The organism is Liquorilactobacillus sucicola DSM 21376 = JCM 15457, assembly GCF_000612445.1.
GTDB classification, from domain to species: domain Bacteria; phylum Bacillota; class Bacilli; order Lactobacillales; family Lactobacillaceae; genus Liquorilactobacillus; species Liquorilactobacillus sucicola.
This window is the reverse complement of the sequence record NZ_BALC01000004.1, coordinates 203,422-228,578: the sequence shown is the minus strand read 5'-3', so window position 1 is coordinate 228,578 and position 25,157 is coordinate 203,422. Positions and strand designations below refer to the sequence as shown.

The following is a 25,157-nucleotide window of genomic DNA, read 5'->3' as shown; positions in this document are numbered from 1 at the left end:
ACACCTCTTTTTCTAAATAGTAACTATTACTATTTAGAAATAATATAGAATGTCGCTAGCACTTTGTCAAGTTTTGGTAGCTTGTATTTTTTCAGATTTCAAAAACCGCAGCTTTTTCACTTAATCTCTGGCGCATTGGTAGAATATTCGTTTTCAAGCGGACACTTATTGTTTTTCGAGAAAAGTGACGTTGATCTTATCTTCAGCTTTTTCTGAACACCTATTTCTTTTTCAAGCAGTTTCGTATAGTCATAGATCCTAGGATTGATTTTTTTAAAACCTTTCGGATGATAAAACCGAAGCAGATTTCCCTGATTAAGGAGGTCCGACATTTCCAGTTGCGTATGTACCTTTTTTTGAGCAGTCGCGATCTCCCATTTTATCTTCCCATGCGGCGTAATCTGCTTGCCTGCCTTATTGTAAAATACCTCATTTATCTCACTAAATTTTGGAGAAACAAAATCTTGATTTCTAAAAGCAACAGTCTGATCGTGCTCTTTACTCAGTAGATCTGTTCCAAACTGAATATAGCTGGCCGTTTTTATGCCTAACAAATGAAGTAATGTCGGCAAAACATCAATTTCTCCACCATATTGCTTCAAAATTTTACCATTTTTATATCCTGGAATATGGATCATGAAGGGAACACGCTGCAATTGTGCATTATTCCAGCTTGACCAGTTTTGCGCATCTTCCCCTAAAGACTTGAAATGTTCTGGATCCTGAGCAAATGTTTTAGCGAGCGCGGGATTAGAAGAGTTCGAAATACCATAGTGATCGCCATACAAGATAATAAGTGAGTCATTATACAGCTTTGAACGCTTCAAAAAGGAAAAAAATTCTGCGACAGCTTGATCAAGATAATTAGCCGTTTTAAAGTAATTATCAACTTGCTGATTGCCAGTATCAGGTGTCCGAAAACTCGAATCTTGATTGCCTAACTCAAACGGGAAATGATTGGTTAAAGTTATAAACTTTGCATAAAATGGCTGTTGCAGATACTGAAGGTATTTAACCGAGTCTTTGAACAGCAATTTGTCCTTTAAACCATAGCCAACTGAATTATCATTCTTGGTGTTAAAATAATCTGCTGAAAAGAAATATTGAAATCCCATATTTTTGTAAACATTCGCCCGATTCCAAAAACTTGGAACATCACCATGAAAAACAGCAGATGTGTATCCTTGTTTCTGTTTCAAAATTGCTGGTGCACTCTGAAAAACCTGATCATTGCCTAATTCCGTAAAAAGAGACCCTTGCGGCAATCCAAAAGTACCAGTTTCTAACATATTTTCAGCGTCACTCGTTTTCCCTTGTCCTACTTGATGGAAAAAGTTTTCAAAGGACAATGTGCTTGAATCATGATAGAGGCTATTCAAAAAGGGAGTTACTTCCTGGCCCTCGACTTTATCATCAATTAAAAATTGTTGAAAACTTTCTAAGTGGACGATGATCACATTCTTCTTTTTAGCAACACCAAAATACTGTGGATCAGGTCGTGCTTGATGAAGTTGCACATAGTGGACAATTTTGTGCATACTTTTCCGTGTTGCTTTGCTGCGCATGACTGCTTTTTGTTCCATGTTAAGGCTGTCATAAACAGTAAAGACGTCAAGCCCCAAATATTTGACCATATATCTTCGATCAAATGTCCGTGTCAGCAATTGTGGCCGGTCAATTTCTGCCAGAGTCAAATTAAAGGTGAACAAAAGTAAACTGCTGGAAATTAAAGCCATCGCTTTTTTGGTTCTGATGTGTCGCTCATCCAAGCTTATTTTGCCCATGAATAAAAACAAAAATAACACCAAAAAATCAAGCCAATAGAAAATATCATGTAATTTGACTAATGCGACTGAGCTGCCGTCAAGCCCTTTGTTCACAGCTGAATACCCCAGAACCGTGCTCATCGTTACAAAATCGGAAAACTCGCGGAAATAAATTGCGTTCAAATATAGTAGTACTGTGTTGCACAAATAAAGCAAAAGAAGCACACTGTAATATTTTTTTGTACTTTTAACAAACATCCCTAAGCCAAAAATAAAAAATGTCATAGCCAAGGGATTCAAAAACAAGATAAACTGTTGGAAAATACCTGAAACGCCTAGTTTAAATTCCGTAGTATAGGCAAAGATGCTTTTTGACCAAGACAGAAAAACAAGCAGCCAAAAGAAGCCCATCCTAGTATTAATTTTCTCTAAAGTTTTATGCACACTCTCTCTTCCTAACTGGTTCAACGTGGTATTCTTTATCATAAACAGTAATTATTACTATTTATGATAAACCAAAAAAAATAATTTTGCACTACTATTTTTATTTGCACAACAGCTTTGCTTCTAAACATAAGAAGCGAAGTTAAAAAATATGTCGGAGTTGATATTATTTTGAGAATAACCACAAAAGATTTTCACATTGCTTGGATCAAGCTGTTACTCTTCCTCTCACTTGGAAGCATACTCTATCTACTGATAGTTAATGACGCAATGCTATATAAAACTCCGCTAAGTCAAGTCATCGCGCTTAGCAGTAAAAAAAAGATCTATCAAACTGATAACTTCAATAATAAAGATTATCAGCAAACACAAATCCTTAAATTAAGAATATTGAATGGTAAATATCGCGGCAAAACTGTTAATATCAGCAATACTTTTTCGTCTTCAAACGCCTACGATTTGCAGTATCATCGCGGTCAGCAATTATTTATTAGTTTACATAGCCTTGAAAAAAATGATGACATCATAATTACTGGTATGAAGCGCGACACTACTATTTTCCTAATCACATATTTGGCCATTGGGCTGTTGTTTATGATTATTAAAATGCACGGCTTTCTAGCGCTCATCAGTGTGCTGTTGAATGCGTCTTTCTTTTTTGCTGCTGTCAAACTTGATGTTATCACTCATGCAACTACCAGCAACGTCTTATTTATTTTTGGGGCTCTTGCTGTACTACTTTTGGGAATCACTTCTCTGCTAACCTTTGGAAGATCAAAACAGACTTTAATTCTATTTTGCTCCTCATTAGGCAGCACTTCTATTGGTCTACTACTTTCAATTATCATTTTGACAACTACTAACTACAACGGAATAAACTTTGAAATGATGGGATACGTCACACAGCTTCGTGTTCCGCTCTACCTCGCTGGCAGTATCTTAGGATCCCTAGGAGCTGTTATGGATGTTGCAACCGACATCACTGCTAGTTTATTTACGCTTGCTTACCGCACGCCGACGCTGCGTTTTCGCGATTTTGTGCAGGCTGGCCATAAAATCGGTAAGTCAGTCATGGGGCCGCTCATCAATGTCTTATTTCTGATTTTTCTTGCTGGCACCTTACCTATGATGGTTCTAGCAATGCGTAATGGTAACAGCTTCAGCTACTCCTTTTCAATGATCATGTCGCTCGGGATCGTGCAGAGCATCATTAGCGGGATCGCAATTTCTTTAACCATCCCAATTACCACTTTTTTAACTAGCTGGCACTGTAGCAGAAGTAAGAAAAGAGATGTTCTATGAACTCAATCGTAATTTTATCCTTCGTGCTATTGCTAACAATGTTTGCAGCGGGAGGAAAAAGCGGTATCAAATCTTTTTTTAGTCTCGTAAGTTGCTGCTGTGTTGTTTTTGTAACTATCATACTCATCGCATGGAACTTTCCATATTTATGGATCACTATTATCAGTTCGCTTATTATCTTGATACTAGTAATCTACCTGCGAGATGCGGATATTAAAAGCGCAAACACAGCCTTTCTCTCTTCCGTAATTATATTAGTACTGCTTGTTCTTTTAGTTATCCCACTGGAATATGTGGCTCAAGTGCAAGGCTTTAGCAGCGAAAACTCTGCAGACCTTGAAAGCATGTCTCTTTTGATTGGTTTTAATTTCATGAATGCTGCAATCGCAATGACAATTTTAAGTTGCCTAGGTGCTGTAGCTGAGGCGACTGTATCCGTTGCAGCTGGACTTAGTGAAGTACTGTCACATGATCCTTCTGTTTCAAATGAAGAGCTCTACCAAGATGGAATGATGATTGGAAAACAGATAATATCAACAGCTTTTAACACCTTGTTTTTTGGCTTTTTCGGTGGTTTCTTAGCCTTATTTATTTGGTTCATCCGTCTTAGTTATACATTTGGTGAATTTCTCAATAACAAAATCTTTGTCGTTGAATTTCTACTGACAATTATTTCAATAATCGGGGTAACACTCTCTATTCCTGCAGTTATTTGGCTAACAATGCTAGAGCGAAAAAAAACTTCTAAGAAATAAAAAAGCCACCCATCTGAGATGAATGACCATTAAAGTTCTCCAGTATATTACTTGACCGGTTTGAAACTAATATTGAATATTATTTGATTGCCGCTGTACCGTACACTTAATTTTGCTTTGAAAGAAGCTACCAAATTCTTAGCCATTGAGAGTCCGATACCGTAACCTTTTTTCTTGCTATTATGCGACTTGTCATCTCGGTAAAAGCGCTCGAAGAACTTGCTGTAATCAGTTTTTTTACCATCTGCATACGTATTCCCAATCGCAAGAATTACTCTTTTTTGTCGTTTGTCAGAAGTAAGCGCAGCAGTCACTGTACCACCTTCATCGCAATACTTGCTGGCGTTGTCCAGTAAAATATTGCATAATTCGTAAAAGTTGTTTTCATCAGCTTTAATTTTTAAATCTGGCATAATCTTTACTTTAAAAGATTTCTTTTCCTTATCAATAACGGTTTTAAAACTATCAGCAGCCTTCTTGAACGTTTCCGAAGCATTGATTGTAGTCAACGTAACTTTGGGCCGTTCCTCCATTCGAGCTAATGAGATCAAATTATTGATTAAGCGCGTCAGCCGATCTACTTGCTGCTCATTGCTGGTTGTCCATTCGGATTTGCCATCCATCATCTCTTGCAGTTCAGTGTTTGCCTTGATGATCGACAAGGGCGTTTTTAATTCATGTCCTGCATTAGTAATAAACTCTTTTTGCCGTTTGTCAGCTAAAATGATTGGTTCAATAGCTCTTTTAGAAAATGCAATCAGAATTAACGTGAAAAGGGCGAGACTGATTGCCCCAAGGAAGAGCCCAAGTTCCATAATATTATTAGTGCTTTCCATGATTACCGATTGATCGAGAAAAACGATAGTTGTTTTGTCAGGTTTTTTAGTCACTTTATAAGCGTAGTTTGACATTAGCGAGCTGATGGTTCCAGTTTTTTTGTCACTATCATATACACGACGACCTAAATCCATAATTGTTTCCCTTGAGACGCTGACAATATGAGAGTCATCTAAACCAGCCTGATTGCCGTTTTTATCGAAAGAAACGCTAAAATAACGGTACTGGTACAGGCTTTCTCGATTAAATGCAGGTCCAAACCTTTTTTTTACATTTTGCGTATTGATTTGGGAATTTATTTGCCCGTCATTTTGTGAAAGTATAACTAGGACATTATTGATCTGCTGTTTTGCACGATAAATAGAGATTCCAATGATGCTCCCAATTACCGTGAGAAGCACCAAAAACAAGGCCGCGGTAGAAATAGCGATGAACCTATAACGAAACTTCTGAATCATTAGAGTTCCCCCCGTTAGTGTTGACTAGCTGGTAAGGTCCGCCCTTCTCACCCTGAATTTCAACATGTGCATTAACTGATTGAAGTTTCTGCCGCAAATATGAGATATAGATCCATAGTGTGTCTTGATCCAAATCATCAGCATTTTCCCAAGCATGTGCAATGAGTACATCACTGTCTATTTTTTTATCTGCATTTAAGATGAAAAGATTTAAAAGTTTCGTTTCTTTTGCAGAAAGACTAATTGAATTAAAACTTTCCAAACGCTGTTCACTACTGTCAAGAACGATATCGCCAAATTTTAAAACATCATTGGTATAATTTTCACTTCGTCTTTCGAGGGAACGTAAACGCGCTAACAGCTCTTTTAACGAAAAAGGCTTAGTCATATAGTCATCCGCCCCCGCATCCAAGCCGGTAACTCTATCGTCAATTTCAGACATAGCCGTTAGCATGATTATATAAGTTTGATCGCCAGCAGCCCGGATCTTTTTTAGTGCTTCAATTCCTGTCATAACAGGCATCATAACATCAAAAATCATCAGATCATATACGCCCTGACTAGCTTTTTCGACAGCCTCCAAGCCATTATATGCAGGATCAACACTATAACCCTTACTATGCATAGCAGTAACAAGGACTCTTGATAGTTCCTTTTCGTCTTCAGCTAACAATATCCGCATCGTACATCGCTCCTCAATCATTTTCATGGATCAGCTGCCGAATCGTCTGCATTTGAACATCGCAAGAGGCAAGCTGATCTGCACATCGTTTTAATTCCTTAACTATTTGCTTTGAATTTCGGATGTTATGTTTATATTTCATTTCATGTTCTAAGCTAGCCCATGAATCCATTGCAATCGTTCGCAATTGAACTTCGACAAAGTAGCACCCCGCATCGTTCAAGTCGACGGAAGGATATGGGGTAGCAACTTTTAAGATAAGATGATAACTCCGATATCCGTTCGGTTTCGACCTCGTGATGTAGTCTTTTTCTTTAACAATCTCACACCAGTCAGCAGCTCTTAAAAGTTCAATGGAACGGTAAACATCATCAATAAAGTTGCAAACAACTCGAATGCCGATCGCATCCTTGCATTCATAAAGAGCACTTCTAGAGGAAAGTTCATATCCTTTTCGACTACACTTCTCCACCATACTGTCTTCAGCCTTAATACGTCCAATAAGATGTTCATATAACTTAGTTTGGTTGTTATCAAGCTCCCTTTGGTTAAGAACACTGAGCTTGTTCATCACATCATCCTTTATCCGAGAAAGATAAGATCCATACTCCCCATATATTCCCATAAACGTCATTCCCTTAGTCTGTTCTATTAACAACTATTATAACAGTCTTCACATATCAATTACTATTTTAACCAGTATGTTCAATAATTGGCTCAACCTTCAACTAGCAACCAGCATGCATCCTTGTAGTCAATAATTGTAGTTTGAAGTATAGTGAACGATAACATCAAAATATTAAATTTATTTATAGAAGCTCGCTAACTAAAAGTAAAATTAAGCTTTTACTCTGAGAACGTTAATTAAACAAATAATTTTACCGCCAAAAAGAAAGAATTTCGAAAGTCATTATCCTCTGGGTACTTAAGCCAAATCAATAGGCGCGGTAAAATTTGAGTATTATCGCGAAATTTTGACTTATGGAACACGTCTGTGCAGAATACATGAATAAGCAGAGCCAAAAATTACTTTTTGACCCTGCTTATTTATAAAGAATTTTTATGTCTTATCGTAAAAAATATTTCAGAAAAAGAAGAAGGATTGCCACAAAACACTCACCCTACTCATTCGACTGATCGTGTTCAGCTACAAGAGTTGATGGCAAAAACTTCTGCGCTACTGCTGAATTTTCTCCAACGTAGAAATAGTTGCTATGCGGGCTGCGTAAAACATAATCACTGCCGCGTCCTAAAATATTTGTTCCGTTGAAATACTTGGCAGACCAGCTAGTGATTCTAACACTCGGATCAATAGCTTTACCATTAGATGATTGAATAGCAGTAAATAAATCAGGATATTCGGTTTCTAATAGGTTTAAAAAAGCTCCTCCATACAATTTTTGGTATTTACCGCCACCAATTGTATTTGCAACATACAAACGGTTATGGATCTTGGAATCTGCTAATAGGTTGCCTCTTTCATCTGTTCGATCAACTGTTACTAGTTCTTTAGTTGGCAAATTATAAATCTGATCAGGTACCCAATCGGCAATTGCCTGAATTCCCACGGCATGCAGTGTTTTAATCGCATTCCGCAAATCAGCAACTGTCCCATATTTTGTTGGTTTCCCGAATCCAAGATCGTACCGATCAGTGAAAGCATAGCCATTATCGATGGTTGAATCTAAGAATGTCTTATCTCCGCTTGAACGATATTGTGGAGCCAGCTCAAAGCTGGTAAATCCTAATGACTTAAATAATCCCACATTTTTTGCAATGACAACATTTGCATTGTCATCGTGAATCTCTGGGTAAGATATGAAATTTGAAAAGCCTTCAAAGAGTACATTTGAATCTAACGCTGCATTGGAATGGAAAATTTTACCGTCAGTTGATGGCGTTGCCGCTGCTGATGTGCGTGCATCTTGATTAGTTGCTGCCCCCACCGGTACCCAAACAGCTAGATAACCAGTTACTTGTGAATTAGCATATCCTTGAACACTTGTGTTTGCCTCGCTAAGCCCATCGATTACTACATCGCGGTTCTTAAAAATCAAGTTTCCCTCGTCATCGGTATAGACGATTGGAGCACCTTCATCAGATGTGTAGTTAACTATTCCGGATTCAGTAGTCAAGACAGCTGCGCGATAAGCTTGGTTACGATGTGCAGCACCCATTTGCAATACGACCTGTTCATCATCTGATAGTTTCAGATCGGTGTTATTGCTGACAATTACACCTATTCCTTCTGTCCGTGTTTCGTCTGTGCCGTGATCATCCGCAGTCAGTGCTCCTTTGCCAAAACGAATGCTGGTCAAAATATCATTATGGTCAACAGACATTGTTTGCCCACCAGCAACATATTTAATCCTTGTCCTTAATAGGTTAGCAATTGTATCGTAGTAAATGGTCTTAGCAGACATATATTGTCCGCCTTCAAGATACATATCACCATAATATACTCGCGGAATCGTATCTTTGTTGGTCAAAAGCATTGCATAAGTGCTTGGCATATTATGCCGGTTGTATTGCTTATTAGTTGCGGTTTGATCTTTGTAGTACAATTCTAAACCTTGCTGCAGCTGTTCCCAGTTAAATACGCCGTACTCTCCACCTGTAGCAGCTTGAACTGCTGCTTGAATTTGATCTTGTGAGTTAGAATCATGTGCTCGCACAAACGTATAATTGGGAATAGCTGTGTTCTCAGTACTGTTGTTAGCCCGATCAATCAAATACCATTGTAGAAAGCGAAGCATTTTGTCATTTGTTCCTGGTTTATTTTCCAAAGAATAGTTCATTTGACCAACAAAATAATCATCCATTGTTAATTGATTAGCACCTTGGTCATAAATATATTGCGGGTCATCCGATCCCCAATCCTCCAAAATCGATAAATGTGCATTAGCAGCTTGGTCACTTTGATCGACATGATAAGCATTTTTGAAGTACTCAGCTGCTATATGCAATAGATCCGCGTCAACATTGTCAACTGCATCAACCCGAATACCATCAAAATTGGCTGCCGCATCATTTCCCGTGATCGAACCAAAATTCAATAAATAATGCAGCCAGTTCAATTCTTCAGCTTGCACCACCGGATTGGAGTTGTCGATATCATTTGCTAACAAAAATTCTGACCCTTTATTCTCATTATTTTTAATATATGACGGTACATAGCCTAAAATACGATAATCCGAGTTGGCCTTTGGCGTCAGTCGGCTGTTCTTATAAGTTAGGAATCCGCCTTGTAATGACTGCAGCCCATCTGAACTTACACTTTCAGAAGACTTGTTCCAAATTGCTTCTGTTTTAATAAAACTATGAATCAATTGACGCAGCCAGTTGGCAGATGCTGTTATCGTTAAATTCTTTTCCAATGCTATCTGAACATTTTGTACTGCATTATTGAGCACTCGTGGGCTATCCTTAGCAGTAAATTTACGCTTGCTTTCTACAATTCCCTGTTCGATCATGTAGTTGATGTAATCCGCTTGAATACTTTTGGTGGGCCACCATGACATTAATAGCGGCCGAAAATCAGCCTTACCTGATTTTTCCCATAACTGTCCATCAACCAAGATTTCTTTAGGACGATACCATGAATCGGCTGTTAAATAGCCATCGATTTCTTCAAAACTTTTTTTGTTAGCGGAATGTGCAACATTATGGGCTGCAAAACTCGCAATCGCTTTGGCAGAACTTACTCGACTTGGAATCCTTTGAGGGATCAATTTGACAACTTGACCAGTTGCTGCATCTGCGTAATATGTGCTACCATCCGCTGTTTCTAACGTATCTTTAGCTAGATGACCTGCTTCATCGAAGAAATAAACTATACCGTCAATTGTCTGCAAACCTGCAGCATATGAACCATCCTCATTAAAGTAGTAAATGTCACCGTTTTGAGCGGTGAAAAAGCCCCATTTAGCCGGTTTACCATCACTTTGATAGGCAGAGATCTTGTTGTCCTCTGTTAAAACATATGGTACAGCATTCCCCGAGATTTGATCAAAATAATAAGTCGTTCCGTCAACTTTTGCAAACTCTCCTTTGACCTGTGCTCCGGAGATTTGATCAAAATACTGCAATTTCCCGTTAATCTTATTCAAACCTTTTAGCTTGTTCCCGTGGCTGTCAACGTAGAAGCGTGTGTCTTTCAAATCTACATACTTGCCCTTAGAGATTTTTGAAACTGCAGCAGCTTTTTTCTCTTGTGTTTGCTTCTTTCGACGCTGCTTAGTAGTGGACTTGGCTACTTGCTTTTTAGCTTTAGCATTTTCACCTCCCTGTTTTTTGCTTGACCTTTTTTGTGCTTCTAATACTGCTTGAGCCATATGATAACTCCCTTTCTTTTAAGATTGATTTCATCTTAAGCCCGAAGTTTCATATAATCAAACGTATGTTCGTTTTTTATTCGAAGAATTTAGTCTTACTTTTTTTCGGAAGTACATATATTTTTCCCATTTCTCCAAGCAACAAAGTGAACATAATAAATTTTCCCTAACTCGCTTGAAAAGATTAGTACAGATAAAAAAAGCTCCCTCAACGGAAGCGGTGATAATAAAATAAAAAGTATTTTAAACTAGAAGTACTTTTCATAATAATCCTGCAATTTCAAACAACTCATAAAAGCTATTTTAATTATGTTAAAAAATGTGTTATGCCGACAACACTTAATCGTTTGCTACTTTCTTTACCTGAATTCTTGTCCAGATGATATTGGCTAAAAATCCGATTACAGCAGCCCCAATTGCCAGATATTTGACATTGTCTGCTCCTATAGCAGCAACCATCACAGGTATCCTTTGAATAATTCCCACTATTGCTATCAAAACAACAAATGGTGTTATCGGATACAGGTAAATCTGTTTACTGCTAATAATCCAGGTAACGAAGACAACTGCTAAAGCTAAAATAAGAATTGTATCATAAGGATATATAATTCTTATTGTCAAAAAGGCTGGAGTCCAAAATGAAATAGCTGAGAACAACAAGACAAAGCTTGCAAAAAAGGCGGTACCGAGAATAAAACCTGCTGTTTTTGACTTGCGAAAAATATTATCTTCACTTAGATAGACTGATTTATGAACTAGACTGAAAACTATACACGTCAATGCAACCGATAGCACAGCCATCAAAAAGTACTCTAAAATATTTATTTTAAGCGTTCCAGGATTGGCAAAGTCACTAAAAAAAGTAATCAGCCAAAAAATACCAATGGGAATGCAAGTTATATTAATCATCTCTCTAAGGCTGGCTTTTTTAAAATTTTTGATCATACTATTTGCCAGTTTTCGGCTGTCTTTACCAAAATACTCTTTAGCAGTTTGTCCATTTTCTTGCGCCTCAATCAAATCAAGACAGACATTGTATATCTGTTCAGTGACATCTTCTTCGGCGTAGAAAATCCCTGAAGTAATCAAATAACTTCTTAAATCATCAAAGAATATTGCATTTGGTTCTTTTAACTGCTTTCTGAGCTTATTTGTTTCATCCCTCAATAATTTCGTTCGTGTATCTTCTTTGTTCATTCTTCTCCCCCTAATTTAAAGATCCGTTTGACATTGTTATTAATTTCTTGCCAGTCCCGCAAAAATGCTGTTAGCTCCGCCCTTCCATCTGGAGTAATACTGAAATACTTGCGACTAGGTCCTTCAGGTGATGGTTTCATCTTGCCGATAATAAGTGACTTTTTTTCAAGTTTTTGCAAAATTGGATAGATCGTTCCACCTATTACATCTGTAAAACCCACGGCTCGCAGTTCTTGGACAAGTTGATACCCATATGTTTCATGCTGTGCAACAATTTGTAAAACACAGCCCTCTAAAACACCTTTTAACATTTGTGTTTTACTCAATACGCCATTCCTTTCAATCACTAGTATGTAATAGCAACTACCGTATTTGAAATATAACACATCCTTCACTAGTTTGTAAAGCATAGTAGTTAGATAGATGAAACTTTCAAGCTTTGCTACCTAACAAGTATTACAATGAAATTAATAAAAAATCGCTTTTAAACTGTCCCTGAATAAGAGCAGCTGTTTGCATAAAATTAAGAACATAGAAATTCAGTTAATAATTTTAGGTGTTGACTTGTCTTTTTGAATCAGTTAAATTAGAAGTACAGAGAAGCAACTCAATCTAGCGAGTATAAACGCTGAACTACCAGAAATGGGGGTTCAGCGTTTATTTTTGAAATCAAGGGAGTTATTTTATGAAAGAGAAAGTTTCATTAAAAACAATGTTGAGCATTGTAGCTGTGGCCCTAGTCTCATTCTCAGGAATCATGGCAGAAACAGCGATGAACGTCACATTTCCAGTTTTGTCAAAAGAATTCAATACTAATCTGAATTCCATCCAATGGGTCACGACAGCCTATCTATTAGCAGTTACAGTGATGATGACAACCAGTGCATATCTGGTCAAACGCTATAGCAGTCGCAATTTGTGGTTGACCAGCGTATTGGTATTCATGGTAGGAACATTGATTGGAGGTCTGGCACCAAGTGTGGAACTACTGCTTTTCGGACGTATCCTAGAAGGTATTGCTGCCGGAATTGCGATGCCACTCGTCTTTAATATCGTTGTGGCAACTGTCCCTTACTCTAAAGTCGGTACATGGATGGGGTTAGCCGCAATGGTAGTCAGTTTGGCACCATCTTTTGGTCCAACATATGGTGGTGCGTTGGTTGATACATTGGGCTGGCGTTCAATCTTCTTTATCCTATTGCTTGCCCCAGTAGCCTCGTTGCTGATAGGTTGGAAAACGGTTGGTGAGATCAAACGGCATCCGTTAAATAAGCCGTTTGATGTTGTAGCTTTTGTACTACTGGCAATTTGCTTAACAACAGCTTTGCTACTGGTTAATCAGCTAGAAGGCGGTGCACTTAATTGGACTTGGTTCGTTATCGCACTCGTAACATTAATAGCATTTATCTGGCGGGGAATCACTTCCACACACAGCTTTTTGAATTTAAAATTATTCGCAAAGGCAAGATTTGTTTCACTGTTAATTCCCATTGCACTCTACATGTTCATTATGTTGGGTTTAAACTTGATTATTCCAACGTATCTTCAAAGCTTTCTGCATACTTCAAGCTTTTGGGCAGGTTTTTCCTTACTGCCAGGTACTCTTTTGTGCATTCTTAACGCCATTCTTCGGAAGACTATATGACTTAAAGGGACCAAAACTGCCGTTATATTTAGGTAATGCTATTTTTACAATAGTCGTCTTTTGTATAGCCATATGGTCACGTCATTTATCCTTAATCTTGATTATCGGGCTATATATTATATTCATTATTGGGCGAAACATGGCATACACGAGCGCGCAAACTGCCGCAATTGCAGATGAAAACGAACTTGAAAAGGCGGACGCTACAGCAATCGTCCAAACTCTTCAAATGTTCATGGGTGCATTAGGAACTACAGTAGGCGCCCTACTGCAGGCTAAGAGCGGTGTGGTTAGCGGTCTCCAACATTTCTCCTGGCTCTCGTTCGTTCTAGCATTGGTAATGTTTGGTCTAATCGCAAGCTACTTTTTCAAAATGACATCATTAAATAACAAACAAGTCTAATGTGTTATTGCCAGCAACCTTACATTGATCCTTTCAATTTTAATCAGCGAGAGATACTGTTTTATTCACGCTTTTAGATATGAAAAAGGTTTGAAAGAGGGTCAGTGGTTGTCCTTTGGGTTAGTTTGAGTCTTTTCCATCCTACCCTAAGCTGGAACTTGGAGACATGTTTTCGTGGCTTCAAGTCGTGCCCACTGCGTTCCAGGCTCTCCAAAGAATTAGGCATACCGTCAGCGTTAAAGTTTTTACTTTAACTTTGGCGGTATTTTTTTGACCCACCCCTTTCTATTTTTCAGCTTTATATCTTATTTATCCAGCGTACGTCAAAAAGTATTAATTTTTTGTAAATGTATTTTATTTGATCTGTTTTTATCAACTTTTATACTAATTTAAGTACCTCTACCCCTGTATTAACCACAATCGTTTCAGAATTGTAACATAATACTTTTCTTCGATTACTGTTACTATTTGCTCGCTTCTTATGTTAGCGCATCCAAAACAGTTTATACTTAAGAAAATAAAATAAAAAGGAGACGACTTAGATGACATATTCAATACCAAAAGACTTTCTATGGGGGGGCGCAGTTGCAGCTCACCAACTGGAAGGTGCTTGGCAAGCAGACGGTAAAGGCCCAAGTATCGCTGACGTTATGACTGCAGGAGCGAATGGAATTCCCCGTCAAATCACGGATGGGGTCAAAGCTGACAAGTTTTATCCTAACCACGAAGCTATTGACTTTTACCATCACTACAAAGATGACATTAAATTGTTCTCTGAGATGGGCTTTAAAAGCTTTCGCACATCAATCGCCTGGACACGTATTTTTCCGCAAGGCGATGAAGAACAACCGAATGAAGCTGGCCTGCGATTCTACGATGAACTATTCGCAGAATGTCATAAATACGGAATTGAACCAATTATTACGTTGGCCCATTTTGAAATCCCCTATCACCTAGTAAAAAAATATGGTGGCTGGCGTGATCGTCGTGTAATCGACTTCTTCATTCGTTTTGCTACAACCGTCTTTAAGAGGTACAAAAACCAGGTGAAGTACTGGATGACCTTCAACGAAATCAACAATCAAACAAATTACAAAGAACAATTTTTAATGGCTACTGATTCCGGCCTAGTGCTAGAACCGGATGATCCTGAAAGTGAAGCTTTGATGTATCAAGCAGCCCATTATGAGTTAGTTGCAAGCGCCCTTGCAGTAAAAATCGGGCATGAAATCAATCCTGAATTCAAAATTGGTTGCATGTTGAATGTTTCGCCGTTATACCCCGCTACGTGCAAACCTGCAGATGCCTTCCAAGCTTTGAAAGCAATGCAGCGGCGTTATTGGTTCGGTGATGTTCATGCACTCGGTCGATATCCAAGACACATGGAAGCATTCTTCAAAGCCAATGGATTAAGACCAGATATTACCGCCGAGGATCGCGTAGTTCTCAAGGAAGGAATCGTTGATTATATCGGATTTAGTTACTATAATTCATCAACTGTTGCTGCTCAAGAAAACAATCCTGAATTTCATTTTGTTGGCTCCGAAGCAGCGCAAGAAAATCCTTATTTGACAACTAGTGATTGGGGCTGGCCCATTGATCCACTAGGATTACGCTACTCTTTAAACTGGTTGGCTGACCATTATCACAAACCGTTAATGATCGTCGAAAATGGTTTAGGTGCTAAGGATGAAGTTACAGCCGAAGGTAAAATACATGACGATTATCGCATTTCTTATTTGAAAGCCCATATTCAAGCAATGAAAGACGCAATTGAAAAAGACGGCGTTTCGGTAATCGGTTATACCCCATGGGGCTGTATTGACCTTGTTTCAGCTGGGACAGGCCAAATGTCAAAACGTTATGGTTTTATCTACGTTGATCGTGATGATAAAGGCAACGGCAGTGACAAGCGCCTTAAAAAAGATTCATTTTATTGGTACCAAAAGGTTATCAAAACAAACGGTTCTGATTTAGGCTAGATTCTAACAAACAATTTTAGAGAGTAGCACAAAAATTTACAATACTTCAACGATGTAACAAAAAAGCATAAACAGACGACCAAAAATCTTCTCACAAATTTTTGGTCGTTTTTATACGTTAGCGCTATCAAATGTTTCTAGCTAACAATTCTAAAATGAAGATAACTGGGACCTGCGTCGTAATATTTAGTGTTTCATTGATAATTTCAGGTTTGACGTTGTATGAAAAATTAATTTCAGAAACTTTGGCCAGAGTGCTGTAGTTATTATCTGTGATACTGATAATATGAAAGCCTTCCCCTTTTAAACTAATCGCCCGCTTAACGATTTCAGGTGTTTCACCGCTTACCGATAGCATAATAGCAATTTGATCAGTATCATGCCGTACCTCCTGAGGCAGCGGATAAAACGGGTCACTATTATAAACTGAATTAACTCCAAAATTAGCAAATTGACGCGCACCATATTGGGCCAAGACCCCTGAGGTTCCTATGCCAAAAAACAGAACATTATTCGTATTAGTAACCAGTTTTTTAAAAGCCGCCAATTCATCAGCATATTGCTGTAGTGAAGGACGGCTAAAAAATTCGACTGCTGAATCTACAATCTCTGTGTCATAATTTGTGGATAATTTCTTAGTTTGCAACACTAGTTTTTGCTGTTTTAAATCAAATTTAAATTCGTAAAAACTATCATACCCCATTTTCTTGATGCACCTAATAATAGAAGCTGATGAAACGTGAACCGCAGCGGCCAATTGGCGAATGCTTGATTTGAGCGTTTCGTTAGGGTGCGCTATTAGGTAATTGTAAATTATAATTTCCGTTGGGGTGAAATCCTTTAAATCGATCATTTCTTTCATCCAACCCTTCCTTAAAATGCATGGTGACTAAATTATAAAATAATACTTTAAAAAATACAAAGTTACACTTTGTTCCATTATCTGTAAAATGTAACCATTTCTCCTACAACTATAGATAGCGCTTACAAGTACTGCTATAATAACGTTAGTAAAGCAAAAAACAGTTTTGCTAAATTGTTGAGTTCTATTATTTTTAACACTAAACCATAAAACAAGCTAGGAGGAATTAATTATGAGTGAAAAAACAATTATGTTGTGTTGTGCTGCCGGCATGAGTACCAGTATGTTAGTTAAAAGAATGCAGGATGCTGCCAACGAAAAGGGAATTGATGCAAAAATATTTGCTTGTCCAGCCGCAGAAGTCGACGAGAAACTAAAACAAGAAAATGTTAACAGTATTTTATTAGGCCCTCAAGTTCGCTACTTACTTGACAACATCAAGAAAAAAGTTGAAGGCAAGCCAATCAAAGTTGATGTAATTGACATGCAGGCTTACGGAATGATGAATGGTGCCAAAGTTTTGGAACAAGGTCTAAAATTGATCGACTAAAAGTTCAATTAATTTTTGGAGGGATGACTTAATGGCTGATAATAATGAAGAACAACAATTGATGCAATCAATGGGGTTGATAACTAATGCTGGTAACGCGAAATCTCTGGCAATGGAAGCTATTCATGCTGCTCACAACAACAACTTTGAAGCGGCTCAAACAAAGATTGACGAAGCCAACAAGGCCTTGGTTGCTGCTCATAATATGCAAACAAAAATGTTAACTGAGGAAGCAAATGGACACCATGCAAAACTGACCTTACTAACCGTGCATTCTCAAGATCATCTGATGACTGCTATTACATTTATTGATTTGGCTCAAGAGTTGATTAGTGTTTACAAGAAGTTGGCTGAAACTAAGAAGATTTAAATCTTGCGGAAAGAGGCGTTAGTCTATGAATAATTCTGATGCATTTAAGGAGAAAATGACAAATTTGGTCGGCAAGTTTTCTGGATCACGGTTTGTACGCGCAATCATGGAGGCAGGATACAGTGTTATTGCTTTTTCCATTATCGGCGCTATATTTTTAATTTTGCAAGTTTTACCACAAGCCTTCCCCATCCCGGGATTCGCGGACCTATATGCAAATACACTAGGTCGCTTTAACATTCTATTCCAGGCAGTCTATAACTCAACAATGGGAATCTTGGCATTGATTTTTGCAGGAACATTCACTTTCAGTTATACCAAGATTTATCAAGAAGAGGAACATCTTAACTTAAATCCGCTTAATGGTCTATTAATGTTTTTGATGGCAATGTTTATTACTGTTCCACAATTAATTTGGAAAGGCGGTACAGTTCAGTTTGTACAAACCTTAGATAAAGCTAACATTATCGGCGGAGGATATGCAGTATCGGTCTCAGGTGTTACAAGAATTGGCGCAGTTGGAATTTTCACCGGATTAGTTGTTGGCTGGCTAACAGTTCAAATTTACAGATTTACAATTAAACACAACTGGTCGATCAAAATGCCGGCCTCGGTACCAGCCGGTGTCTCTAATTCATTCAGCGCTCTGATTCCGGGATTCTGTGTTGCCTTTGTAATTGCCGGCCTCAACTTATTGTTGGTTTTTGCCAAAACTGATATTTTTAAGGTCCTTTACATCCCATTCTCATTCGTCAGCAATATTGCCGACACTTGGTGGGGATTCCTAATTATTATTTTCTTGATTCATTTCCTCTGGTGGTTTGGAATTCACGGTGCAACGATCGTCAGTTCTTTCTATACGCCAATCGTGCTAGCAAACATGGCCGCTAATGTTAAAGGGGCGAACCATTTCTTCGCTGGTGATCCATTAAATGCCTTTGTTCTTCTTGGGGGTTCGGGAGCTACTTTAGGCGTAGCTATCTGGCTAGTAACTAGATCCAGGTCCGTTCAGTTACGTGAAATCGGTAAAGCAGAAATCGTCCCAGCAATTTTTAATATTAATGAGCCTTTGATCTTCGGATTACCGATTGTTTATAACGTCAAACTTTTTATTCCCTTTGTTTTTGCACCATTAGTTTCAGGTGGCATTGGATATTTCGCAATTAGTACTAATCTGGTTCACAAAATTATCATTCAGCAACCTTGGCCAACACCTATTGGCTTAGGTGGTTTCACCGCAACAACAAGTTGGCAAGGAGCTATTCTTGCATTCATCTGTGCCGCAGCTGCTTTTGTAGTTTGGTATCCATTTATCAAATACTATGATCGTACCCTGCTAAAACAAGAACAAGAAGCAGCAGCCAAGAATTAGGTATCGTAGCCTGCTTTCTCAAAAATATTCATGCTTCAGTGGCTTCACACTTTTTAGTAAAATCTGTTCTCTTCTGTCTTACTTTAACAGCTATTTAATTTAAAATTCTACTACAATAAACCTCTCAATGTGAATTTTCCATTCGACATTGAGAGGTTATTTCTTCCCTAAAATTAACAATATTTACATATAGACCGCATTTCGTCGTGACAGCTACTTGATAAAGAATTCTACTTTATAAATATTTTATCTTCAGCTAAGAAATACACACTCAAGCGTTGCTATGCCCTTCTTCATCAGCTATAAAACATTTTTAACTGCTGCAGCAATGATTTTATTCATATGTTGCTGCATATAGTTTTCTAAATAAACAACAGCCGTTAATTCTTCAAACAAAAAATGCTATTCTGTCTTCCTTATTAGCTGTAACATTGTATTTTCATCTTTGGGTTAGTTCTTCACATTCCTACTCTTCTTGCTGAGCCATTGTCTAAAGAAGATGAAATTAATACCAGACCTCCGCATAATATTCTGCAGACCTCTTAGTAATTAAAATTCCAACCATGCTTCAGCTAAAGCGATAAATCTATAGTTAACTTCTAAAAGTGGCAGCACATACTTATCAGCGTAAAACAACTATTTAGTAAAGTGTTTATATTTACGCATATAACCAAAACCAAAGACCGCAGCAGTAGAGGCCAAGAGAACACTACCCCACAATGTAATTGCTTTGCTACCCTGTTTATCCTCACCTGTCTGTGGAAGAGAAGCCTCTTGAACCTTCTGACTGCTCTTAGCAGCTATAACAGATCCAGCTTTAGAATCTAATTTTGCTGTAGAAGTGTTCTTCAATGTCTTTGGAACATCAGGAACATTCTCATTGGCCGAAGAACTAGGTATAGCATTAGATATAGCACTAGTTGCCTTGGTATCATTAGATTTAGTAACAACCTTAGCTTTTTCAGAAACCTGTGTCTTTTTGTTCAAAGACTCACTGGAACTATCAGACACACTTTTGGAACTATTTGTTGTTTTATCAACGTTCTTTGTGTCTTTATTTGTATTTGCATGCTTATCTGCTGGAGCTTGTTCTGTCTTCTTATCTGATTCAGAAGAAGAACTATCTTTATTAGCATCAGAGTCCTCAACCCCAGTATTTGCTTTTGGATCTGATTGCTCTTTCTGATCATTTGATGAGTTAGTAGGGTTCTTTGTATCAGGCTTCTTTTCATCAGTCTGTTTGTTAGAACCGCCATCAGCATCATGGTTGCCGGGTTCTGTTGGAGTATCTTGTTTATCATTGGTTGTTGCGGATACTAAGCCAGCAACCCCACTTTTTAGCCCTGCAGCAGCCTTATCTATATCAGATTGTGATGGATCAGTCGCCCCAAGAACTGAAAGAGCATAACTAACTTTCTGTTGTAATGCAGAGAAGGAAGCATCTGTATAATCAGCCCCCTTGTATTGGATAGCTTTGTTGTATTCTGTCTGTAATTTAGCTTTGTCTACCTTAGCGGGAGTAATTGTACCACCCTCGTCAGGCTTGCTGGGTGTTGGTGTTGGGTCGGCTTCTTTGACCTTGAGAGCTGATACTGCATTATCCAATGCTGTTTTGGCTCCATCAACCTGTGCCTGTGTTGCTTGAGCATTGTCGTTTACATCAAAAGCTTTGTTCAAAGCCTCTCGTACGTTAGCAACCGTTTCATCAGTGTATGTCTTACCATCATCTAATTTAGATTGCGCACCTACGATTGAATCACTCAAAGCACTCTTATCTGTGTCTACCTTGGGTGCTTGTTTCTCTAAAGCGTTGATATAACTTACCAAATCAGCGTTGGCTGAATCAATCTCTGATTGTACCATGCTAGAGTCGTTTTCAGCATCTTGAGCACGCTGGATAGCACTTGCCAAATCTGAAAGTGATACTTCTGTGTAAGTATCTGTTTGTTTAACTAAACCTTGTGCCTTAGCAATGTTCTGTTGCAAATCTGTCTTGTCCAAGTTACCTTGTGCTTCGATTGCATTCACAGCTTGTTGTAACTTGTCTGTAGCACTATCTACTTGTGCTTGTGTAGCAGTAGGTGTTTCGTCTACTCCATAAGCTGCTGTAATGGCGTCATCTAGGGCTTGACGTGACTCATGCGTGTAGTTCTTGGAATCGTGTTGGTAACCTGTTGCTGTCTGTAAGAGAGCTTCCAAGCCTGAACGGTCAACATTTTGAGTTGGGTTGGTTGGGTTTGTGTTGCCACCTGTGCTACCCTTTGTCAAGTAAATCGTTGCTCCTAAGTCACTACCTGCTGTCGCATCAGCATTGAGAACGATTGTAGCATTGACACTATTAGCATTTTCGATAGAACCAACACCCTCAGTAATCTTAGAAGAATCATAAGTGTAACCTTGGGAATCAAAACCGTAACTTTTGTAGTTAGACGTTGTAGCATATTGACCCATATCAACTTCGATATAGTCTACAAGTGTTGCTAAAGTAGCACCAGTGTCCTTATCTGCAACAACAGTCGTAACTTTCTTGTAAGCAGTTGGCCCTTTTGTACCATCACTAAATACTTGATAGTACTTTCCAGCAGAAGCATCTTTGTGCCAACCTACTGACTCGTTAGTAGTATTAGAAGTGCTTGATGCAGTAGAAGCACCGTCTAAACCAGTTTCATTACCATTAAGTTTATCAACATCAATGCCAGCATCTTCGAGCTGTTTAGCTCTTTGTTCTGGTGTCAATTTGGCAAGAGCTGCTGCACGGTCTGCTTCTGACATCTTACCCATTTCCTCTAACGTTGGTACTTTGTCTGTCGAAGAAGTTGAAGAAGCTGTGCTTGCTTGTGATGATGATGCTGTACTTGCTGATGATGCCGTTACAGGTGTTGTAGCAGTCGATGAAGATGAAGATGATGCTGGTTGGCTACTTGTCTGTGATGCCTGCGTTGTGGTATCAGCGAACGCCGTTGTAGTACTCAAGACTGAACCTGATAAGAGAATTGATGCGAAAAGAATAGAACCTGTGATTTTACCTACCTTTGCTAACTTGTACTTGTTTTGTTTGTCCATGACATTATTCCCCTTTTTTACGTATAGAGGGGTCTTTTCTATGTAAAGTCCCCTCACAAATGTTGATAAACCAAGGTATAAGCTTATCTAATTAATTAATTTAGAGTTATAATCTACATACCCCCAAAAACACCTTGAGAGGAAGATACATATGGCATCGCGTAAACCACACATAGTTAGCCCAATAAAAAATATAAAAATACAGAAACAGGTTGAAAAGACATTGTTAGAAAATTTTCGAGCAGGAAGACGCAACTATACAATTTTTCAAGTTGGAAAAGCAACATTGCTGCGAGTCAGTGATGTACTATCTTTGCGTTACAATGATGTTTTTGATAACAAGGGATGTGTTAGAACCAGAACCTATACTACAGATCAAAAAACAGGCAAGCCGAACACTCTTTACCTTAGACCAGTAATGGATGACCTAATGAAGTACAATGACTGGCTAAACAACAATCAACTTCATTCAGAGTGGCTATTCCCTTCTACAACCAATCCTTCCAAGCATATAACTCGAAAACAGTACTATAAAATAATAACTCATGCTGGTGATTTATTAGGCTTGAATTACTTAGGAACGCACACGATGCGAAAAACTGGAGCGTATATCGTGTACAAAGAGACTAACTACAACATAGGTTTGGTGATGCAGCTGCTCAATCACAGCAGTCAAAGAGCTACTCTGGAATATCTTGGGTTAGATCAATTCTCCCGTGAGTCTATCCTTGATAAAATAGATTTCAATTGATTTCTGAAAATGCACAATTTAACGAAAATAATTATTGACTTCCAAAGACTTATATTAAATAATTATCCTAGAGGTCTTTACATAGAAAAGACCCCACAACAGTTATTCTTGCATTTTTCTTTCTCCGCAAAGTCCAGTGCTTTGCTATTTTTTTGCCCTCAGTTAATAAGTATTTAAACCTATAAATAGCCATTTTTAAATTTATTAAGTACAAAAACTCAGCTAGAGATTAGTTTTTTATTCATATAACAAGTTGCTAATAAAATATATAATGATTTAACATTTTTTAAGAATTAGTCAAAATTCGGGTGTTGTTGGAAATTCATCAACATCCAATTTTCATATACAATAAAAGGATAGGCCCTCAAATGCACCACCAAATACTAACCAAAGTAAAGACAAGCGAGAAAACATGTTCCAAGAACATCCTGTCGGAAATATCCTTCAAATCCAAAACCCCAATATTAAATATATCAACGTTGGTAATTCAGATTAAAGAAGCAAGTCATTCACGTAATCTTTCCGGCAGCAAAAATAATTGCCGCTAACTTTCATCTAATTCAAACAATCCACTAGAAAACTTTAATCGAAAAATCAAGCGCATAGCATACGGGACCCAAGGCTGGTTATATTTTTAGACTCGAATTAGAATTGAATTCATGATCCAATAAAAAAAGAAAACCAATTCGAAATGAATTGATTTTCCCATAAAAGTTTCTCCTCAACGGCCGTTAACAAAGATCCGTTTAAATTCTTCAGAATATTTAGTTATAGAAAAATTTCTGGAATTAAAGCTGGTGCCGAAGCTTGAGAAAACTTAATTTTCAAAATATTATCCTTTGTTTTTTAGTTAAAACTAATCCTGCTTAGACATTGCCGCAAACTTACCTGCCAAACGTCCAAATGTTTGCGCATGACTAGCGGTTAGTCCTGGAACATGATCTGGATATGCTCCCCAGAAGAAGCCACCTGAACAGTTGCCAGCTGCATACAGTCCGGGAATCACTTTCCCATTCTCACGTAAAACTTGCATCTTTGTGTTGACTCTTAGGCCATCAAGGGTTGCTAAAAGTCGCCCACTTATAAATGCTCCATAGTAAGGACCTTGGTCAATTGCAAGCATACGGTAAGCTTCCTTACCAAAATCTTCATCTTTACCCTTATGGCAAAGTTCATTGTACCGCCTAACTGTGTTTGTCAAAGTTTTAACTGGCAAATTCAACTTATCTGCTAATTCTTCAATATTGTCTGCCTTCTGAACTAAATTTTCTTTAATCAGTCCAGCAATTTGTTTACGTCCTTCTTCCGCGGTCCAAATACCTGGGAACCCAAGACGAGAACATCCAAGAGTATGAACAGCTTTCAAATGCTCATCATCCATGGTTTCTTCATTCCAAATCATTGCCTGCATATAACCAGTTTGACGAGCAGCTGCATGTATTGCAAACTGATATGGTGCGCTTTCATTATAAAAGCGTTCACCTTCAAGGTTTACACGTAAGAATGGATAACTGCCGAACCAGAGATAAGCAGGATCATTGGGCGGAGTCATATCAATTTCATACATGTCTCGCGCATTAGCGCCAACAGAAACGGCAGCACGGTTAAACACAATAGAAGCAGCTTCCTCGTCCTTAGCAGCCCCAGCTTCCAGACCGGCTACAATCCCTGAGCCATCATCACGCATACTATCACTGTAAACATTAGTTTTGAGTCCCATTGGGTTCCACTTTTGCATCAGAGCAAGATTTGAACCATAACCACCGGTGCAGATAATGATATTTTTGGCACCAATTTCATAACTTCGTTTTGTTGGAAGGTCTTCAACTTTCACTCCTACAACTTCACCAGCCGCAACTACCAAGCTTTGCAGCTTAGTCTGCCAACGAACTTCTGCTCCCAATTTCTTAACCTCATCAAGGACCCAGTTACCATAGCCTAATTCCCAGTAGGTGCCGTCAGAATTTGTGACTTCATTTCCTGTTGGGAAAGCTTTATTCATCGCTGACTCATAGTAAGCATCGGGGGTAGCTTGTATATGGGCACCATGCGGCCGCAAAATTCTTTCATCGAGCCAATCAATCGTTTCAGCACTATTATCAACCCAAGTATTTAACAGGCGCTGATCAACGTTGTCTTGTGCAAACTCAGTTAAAAAATTAATTAACTCTTGTTTGTCAATCTCAACTCCAGCTTCTTTTTGTGCCTTACTGCCAATTGAAGCGATAGTATCACGGTATAAGTACCCCGCACTTCTCATCTTGTCAATCACCAATACCTTAGCACCCTTTTCGGCAGCTGCCGCCGCGGCAAACCCGCCAGCATTACTTGCCCCAATAACGATCACATCATATTCTTTTTTCATGTTTTTCCTCCATCATTAA

Annotated in this window: 19 protein-coding genes; 9 read left to right on the top strand and 10 right to left on the bottom strand. The window is 38.3% G+C overall.

Features of this window, described 5'->3' with window-relative positions; genetic code table 11:
- Nucleotides 1–116: 116 nt before the first annotated feature.
- Nucleotides 117–2,210: an LTA synthase family protein gene (locus JCM15457_RS08180; protein ID WP_034989256.1), complete on the bottom strand. Its 2,094-nt coding sequence runs from the start codon at nucleotides 2,208–2,210 to the stop codon at nucleotides 117–119.
- A gap of 171 nt (nucleotides 2,211–2,381) precedes the next feature.
- Between JCM15457_RS08180 and JCM15457_RS08175 the strand changes: the two genes are divergently transcribed.
- Both JCM15457_RS08175 and JCM15457_RS08170 read left to right on the top strand, forming a co-directional pair.
- The gene (locus JCM15457_RS08175) at nucleotides 2,382–3,512 is read left to right on the top strand and encodes a YibE/F family protein (RefSeq protein WP_152537297.1); all 1,131 of its coding nucleotides are present in this window, start codon (nucleotides 2,382–2,384) and stop codon (nucleotides 3,510–3,512) included.
- Nucleotides 3,509–4,267 (top strand): YibE/F family protein, encoded by a 759-nt coding sequence (locus JCM15457_RS08170; protein WP_034989115.1) that lies wholly within the window; start codon nucleotides 3,509–3,511, stop codon nucleotides 4,265–4,267. Before JCM15457_RS08175 ends, JCM15457_RS08170 begins: the two co-directional genes overlap by 4 nt.
- A gap of 47 nt (nucleotides 4,268–4,314) precedes the next feature.
- Here JCM15457_RS08170 and JCM15457_RS08165 read toward each other — a convergent pair whose 3' ends face one another.
- From JCM15457_RS08165 to JCM15457_RS08140, 6 genes are all read right to left on the bottom strand, one after another.
- The gene (locus tag JCM15457_RS08165) at nucleotides 4,315–5,562 is read right to left on the bottom strand and encodes a sensor histidine kinase (protein ID WP_034989113.1); all 1,248 of its coding nucleotides are present in this window, start codon (nucleotides 5,560–5,562) and stop codon (nucleotides 4,315–4,317) included.
- Nucleotides 5,540–6,244 (bottom strand): response regulator transcription factor, encoded by a 705-nt coding sequence (locus JCM15457_RS08160; RefSeq protein ID WP_051993370.1) that lies wholly within the window; start codon nucleotides 6,242–6,244, stop codon nucleotides 5,540–5,542. Before JCM15457_RS08160 ends, JCM15457_RS08165 begins: the two co-directional genes overlap by 23 nt.
- Nucleotides 6,245–6,257: 13 nt before the next feature.
- The gene (locus JCM15457_RS08155) at nucleotides 6,258–6,869 is read right to left on the bottom strand and encodes a GTP pyrophosphokinase (RefSeq protein ID WP_034989112.1); all 612 of its coding nucleotides are present in this window, start codon (nucleotides 6,867–6,869) and stop codon (nucleotides 6,258–6,260) included.
- Between the two features lie 496 nt (nucleotides 6,870–7,365).
- Nucleotides 7,366–10,578 (bottom strand): glycoside hydrolase family 70 protein, encoded by a 3,213-nt coding sequence (locus tag JCM15457_RS08150; RefSeq protein ID WP_051993368.1) that lies wholly within the window; start codon nucleotides 10,576–10,578, stop codon nucleotides 7,366–7,368.
- Between the two features lie 339 nt (nucleotides 10,579–10,917).
- Nucleotides 10,918–11,775, bottom strand: coding sequence for a DUF1129 domain-containing protein (locus tag JCM15457_RS08145; RefSeq protein ID WP_034989111.1), 858 nt, complete (start codon nucleotides 11,773–11,775; stop codon nucleotides 10,918–10,920).
- Complete coding sequence (locus JCM15457_RS08140; RefSeq protein ID WP_034989109.1) at nucleotides 11,772–12,101, bottom strand: PadR family transcriptional regulator; 330 nt, start codon at nucleotides 12,099–12,101, stop codon at nucleotides 11,772–11,774. The genes JCM15457_RS08145 and JCM15457_RS08140 overlap by 4 nt, the downstream gene beginning before the upstream one ends.
- 359 nt (nucleotides 12,102–12,460) lie before the next feature.
- On the opposite strand from JCM15457_RS08140, the gene JCM15457_RS08135 reads away from it, so the two are divergent.
- The 3 genes from JCM15457_RS08135 to JCM15457_RS08130 all read left to right on the top strand — a co-directional run bounded on the left by JCM15457_RS08135 (nucleotide 12,461) and on the right by JCM15457_RS08130 (nucleotide 15,805).
- On the top strand, nucleotides 12,461–13,420 hold the full coding sequence (locus JCM15457_RS08135; protein WP_369384624.1) for an MFS transporter: 960 nt from the start codon (nucleotides 12,461–12,463) through the stop codon (nucleotides 13,418–13,420).
- A 139-nt stretch (nucleotides 13,421–13,559) separates the two neighbouring features.
- A complete protein-coding gene (locus tag JCM15457_RS12655) occupies nucleotides 13,560–13,823 on the top strand; it encodes a hypothetical protein (RefSeq protein WP_369384623.1) in 264 nt (87 codons plus the stop codon).
- A 542-nt stretch (nucleotides 13,824–14,365) separates the two neighbouring features.
- Nucleotides 14,366–15,805 carry a 6-phospho-beta-glucosidase gene (locus JCM15457_RS08130; RefSeq protein ID WP_034989108.1) on the top strand — a complete coding sequence of 480 codons (1,440 nt, stop codon included), beginning with the start codon at nucleotides 14,366–14,368 and terminating at the stop codon, nucleotides 15,803–15,805.
- A gap of 127 nt (nucleotides 15,806–15,932) precedes the next feature.
- On the opposite strand, the gene JCM15457_RS08125 is transcribed toward JCM15457_RS08130, so the two are convergent.
- Nucleotides 15,933–16,667 carry a MurR/RpiR family transcriptional regulator gene (locus tag JCM15457_RS08125; RefSeq protein ID WP_235725635.1) on the bottom strand — a complete coding sequence of 245 codons (735 nt, stop codon included), beginning with the start codon at nucleotides 16,665–16,667 and terminating at the stop codon, nucleotides 15,933–15,935.
- A gap of 232 nt (nucleotides 16,668–16,899) precedes the next feature.
- Between JCM15457_RS08125 and JCM15457_RS08120 the strand changes: the two genes are divergently transcribed.
- The 3 genes from JCM15457_RS08120 to celB are packed head-to-tail and all read left to right on the top strand — an operon-like array spanning nucleotide 16,900 to nucleotide 18,959.
- On the top strand, nucleotides 16,900–17,217 hold the full coding sequence (locus JCM15457_RS08120; RefSeq protein ID WP_034989106.1) for a PTS sugar transporter subunit IIB: 318 nt from the start codon (nucleotides 16,900–16,902) through the stop codon (nucleotides 17,215–17,217).
- A 31-nt stretch (nucleotides 17,218–17,248) separates the two neighbouring features.
- On the top strand, nucleotides 17,249–17,587 hold the full coding sequence (locus tag JCM15457_RS08115; RefSeq protein ID WP_034989104.1) for a PTS lactose/cellobiose transporter subunit IIA: 339 nt from the start codon (nucleotides 17,249–17,251) through the stop codon (nucleotides 17,585–17,587).
- A 25-nt stretch (nucleotides 17,588–17,612) separates the two neighbouring features.
- Nucleotides 17,613–18,959: a PTS cellobiose transporter subunit IIC gene (gene celB / locus JCM15457_RS08110; RefSeq protein ID WP_034989103.1), complete on the top strand. Its 1,347-nt coding sequence runs from the start codon at nucleotides 17,613–17,615 to the stop codon at nucleotides 18,957–18,959.
- 636 nt (nucleotides 18,960–19,595) lie between these two features.
- Here the strand turns inward: celB and JCM15457_RS08105 are convergent.
- Complete coding sequence (locus JCM15457_RS08105; RefSeq protein WP_034989102.1) at nucleotides 19,596–22,022, bottom strand: FIVAR domain-containing protein; 2,427 nt, start codon at nucleotides 22,020–22,022, stop codon at nucleotides 19,596–19,598.
- 151 nt (nucleotides 22,023–22,173) lie between these two features.
- Here JCM15457_RS08105 and JCM15457_RS08100 point away from each other — a divergent pair, with 151 nt between their 5' ends.
- Nucleotides 22,174–22,773, top strand: a complete 600-nt coding sequence (locus JCM15457_RS08100) for a tyrosine-type recombinase/integrase (protein ID WP_034989101.1) — start codon at nucleotides 22,174–22,176, stop codon at nucleotides 22,771–22,773.
- An 856-nt stretch (nucleotides 22,774–23,629) separates the two neighbouring features.
- Here JCM15457_RS08100 and JCM15457_RS08095 read toward each other — a convergent pair.
- The gene (locus tag JCM15457_RS08095; protein WP_034989100.1) at nucleotides 23,630–25,138 is read right to left on the bottom strand and encodes an FAD-binding protein; all 1,509 of its coding nucleotides are present in this window, start codon (nucleotides 25,136–25,138) and stop codon (nucleotides 23,630–23,632) included.
- Nucleotides 25,139–25,157 lie beyond the last annotated feature (19 nt).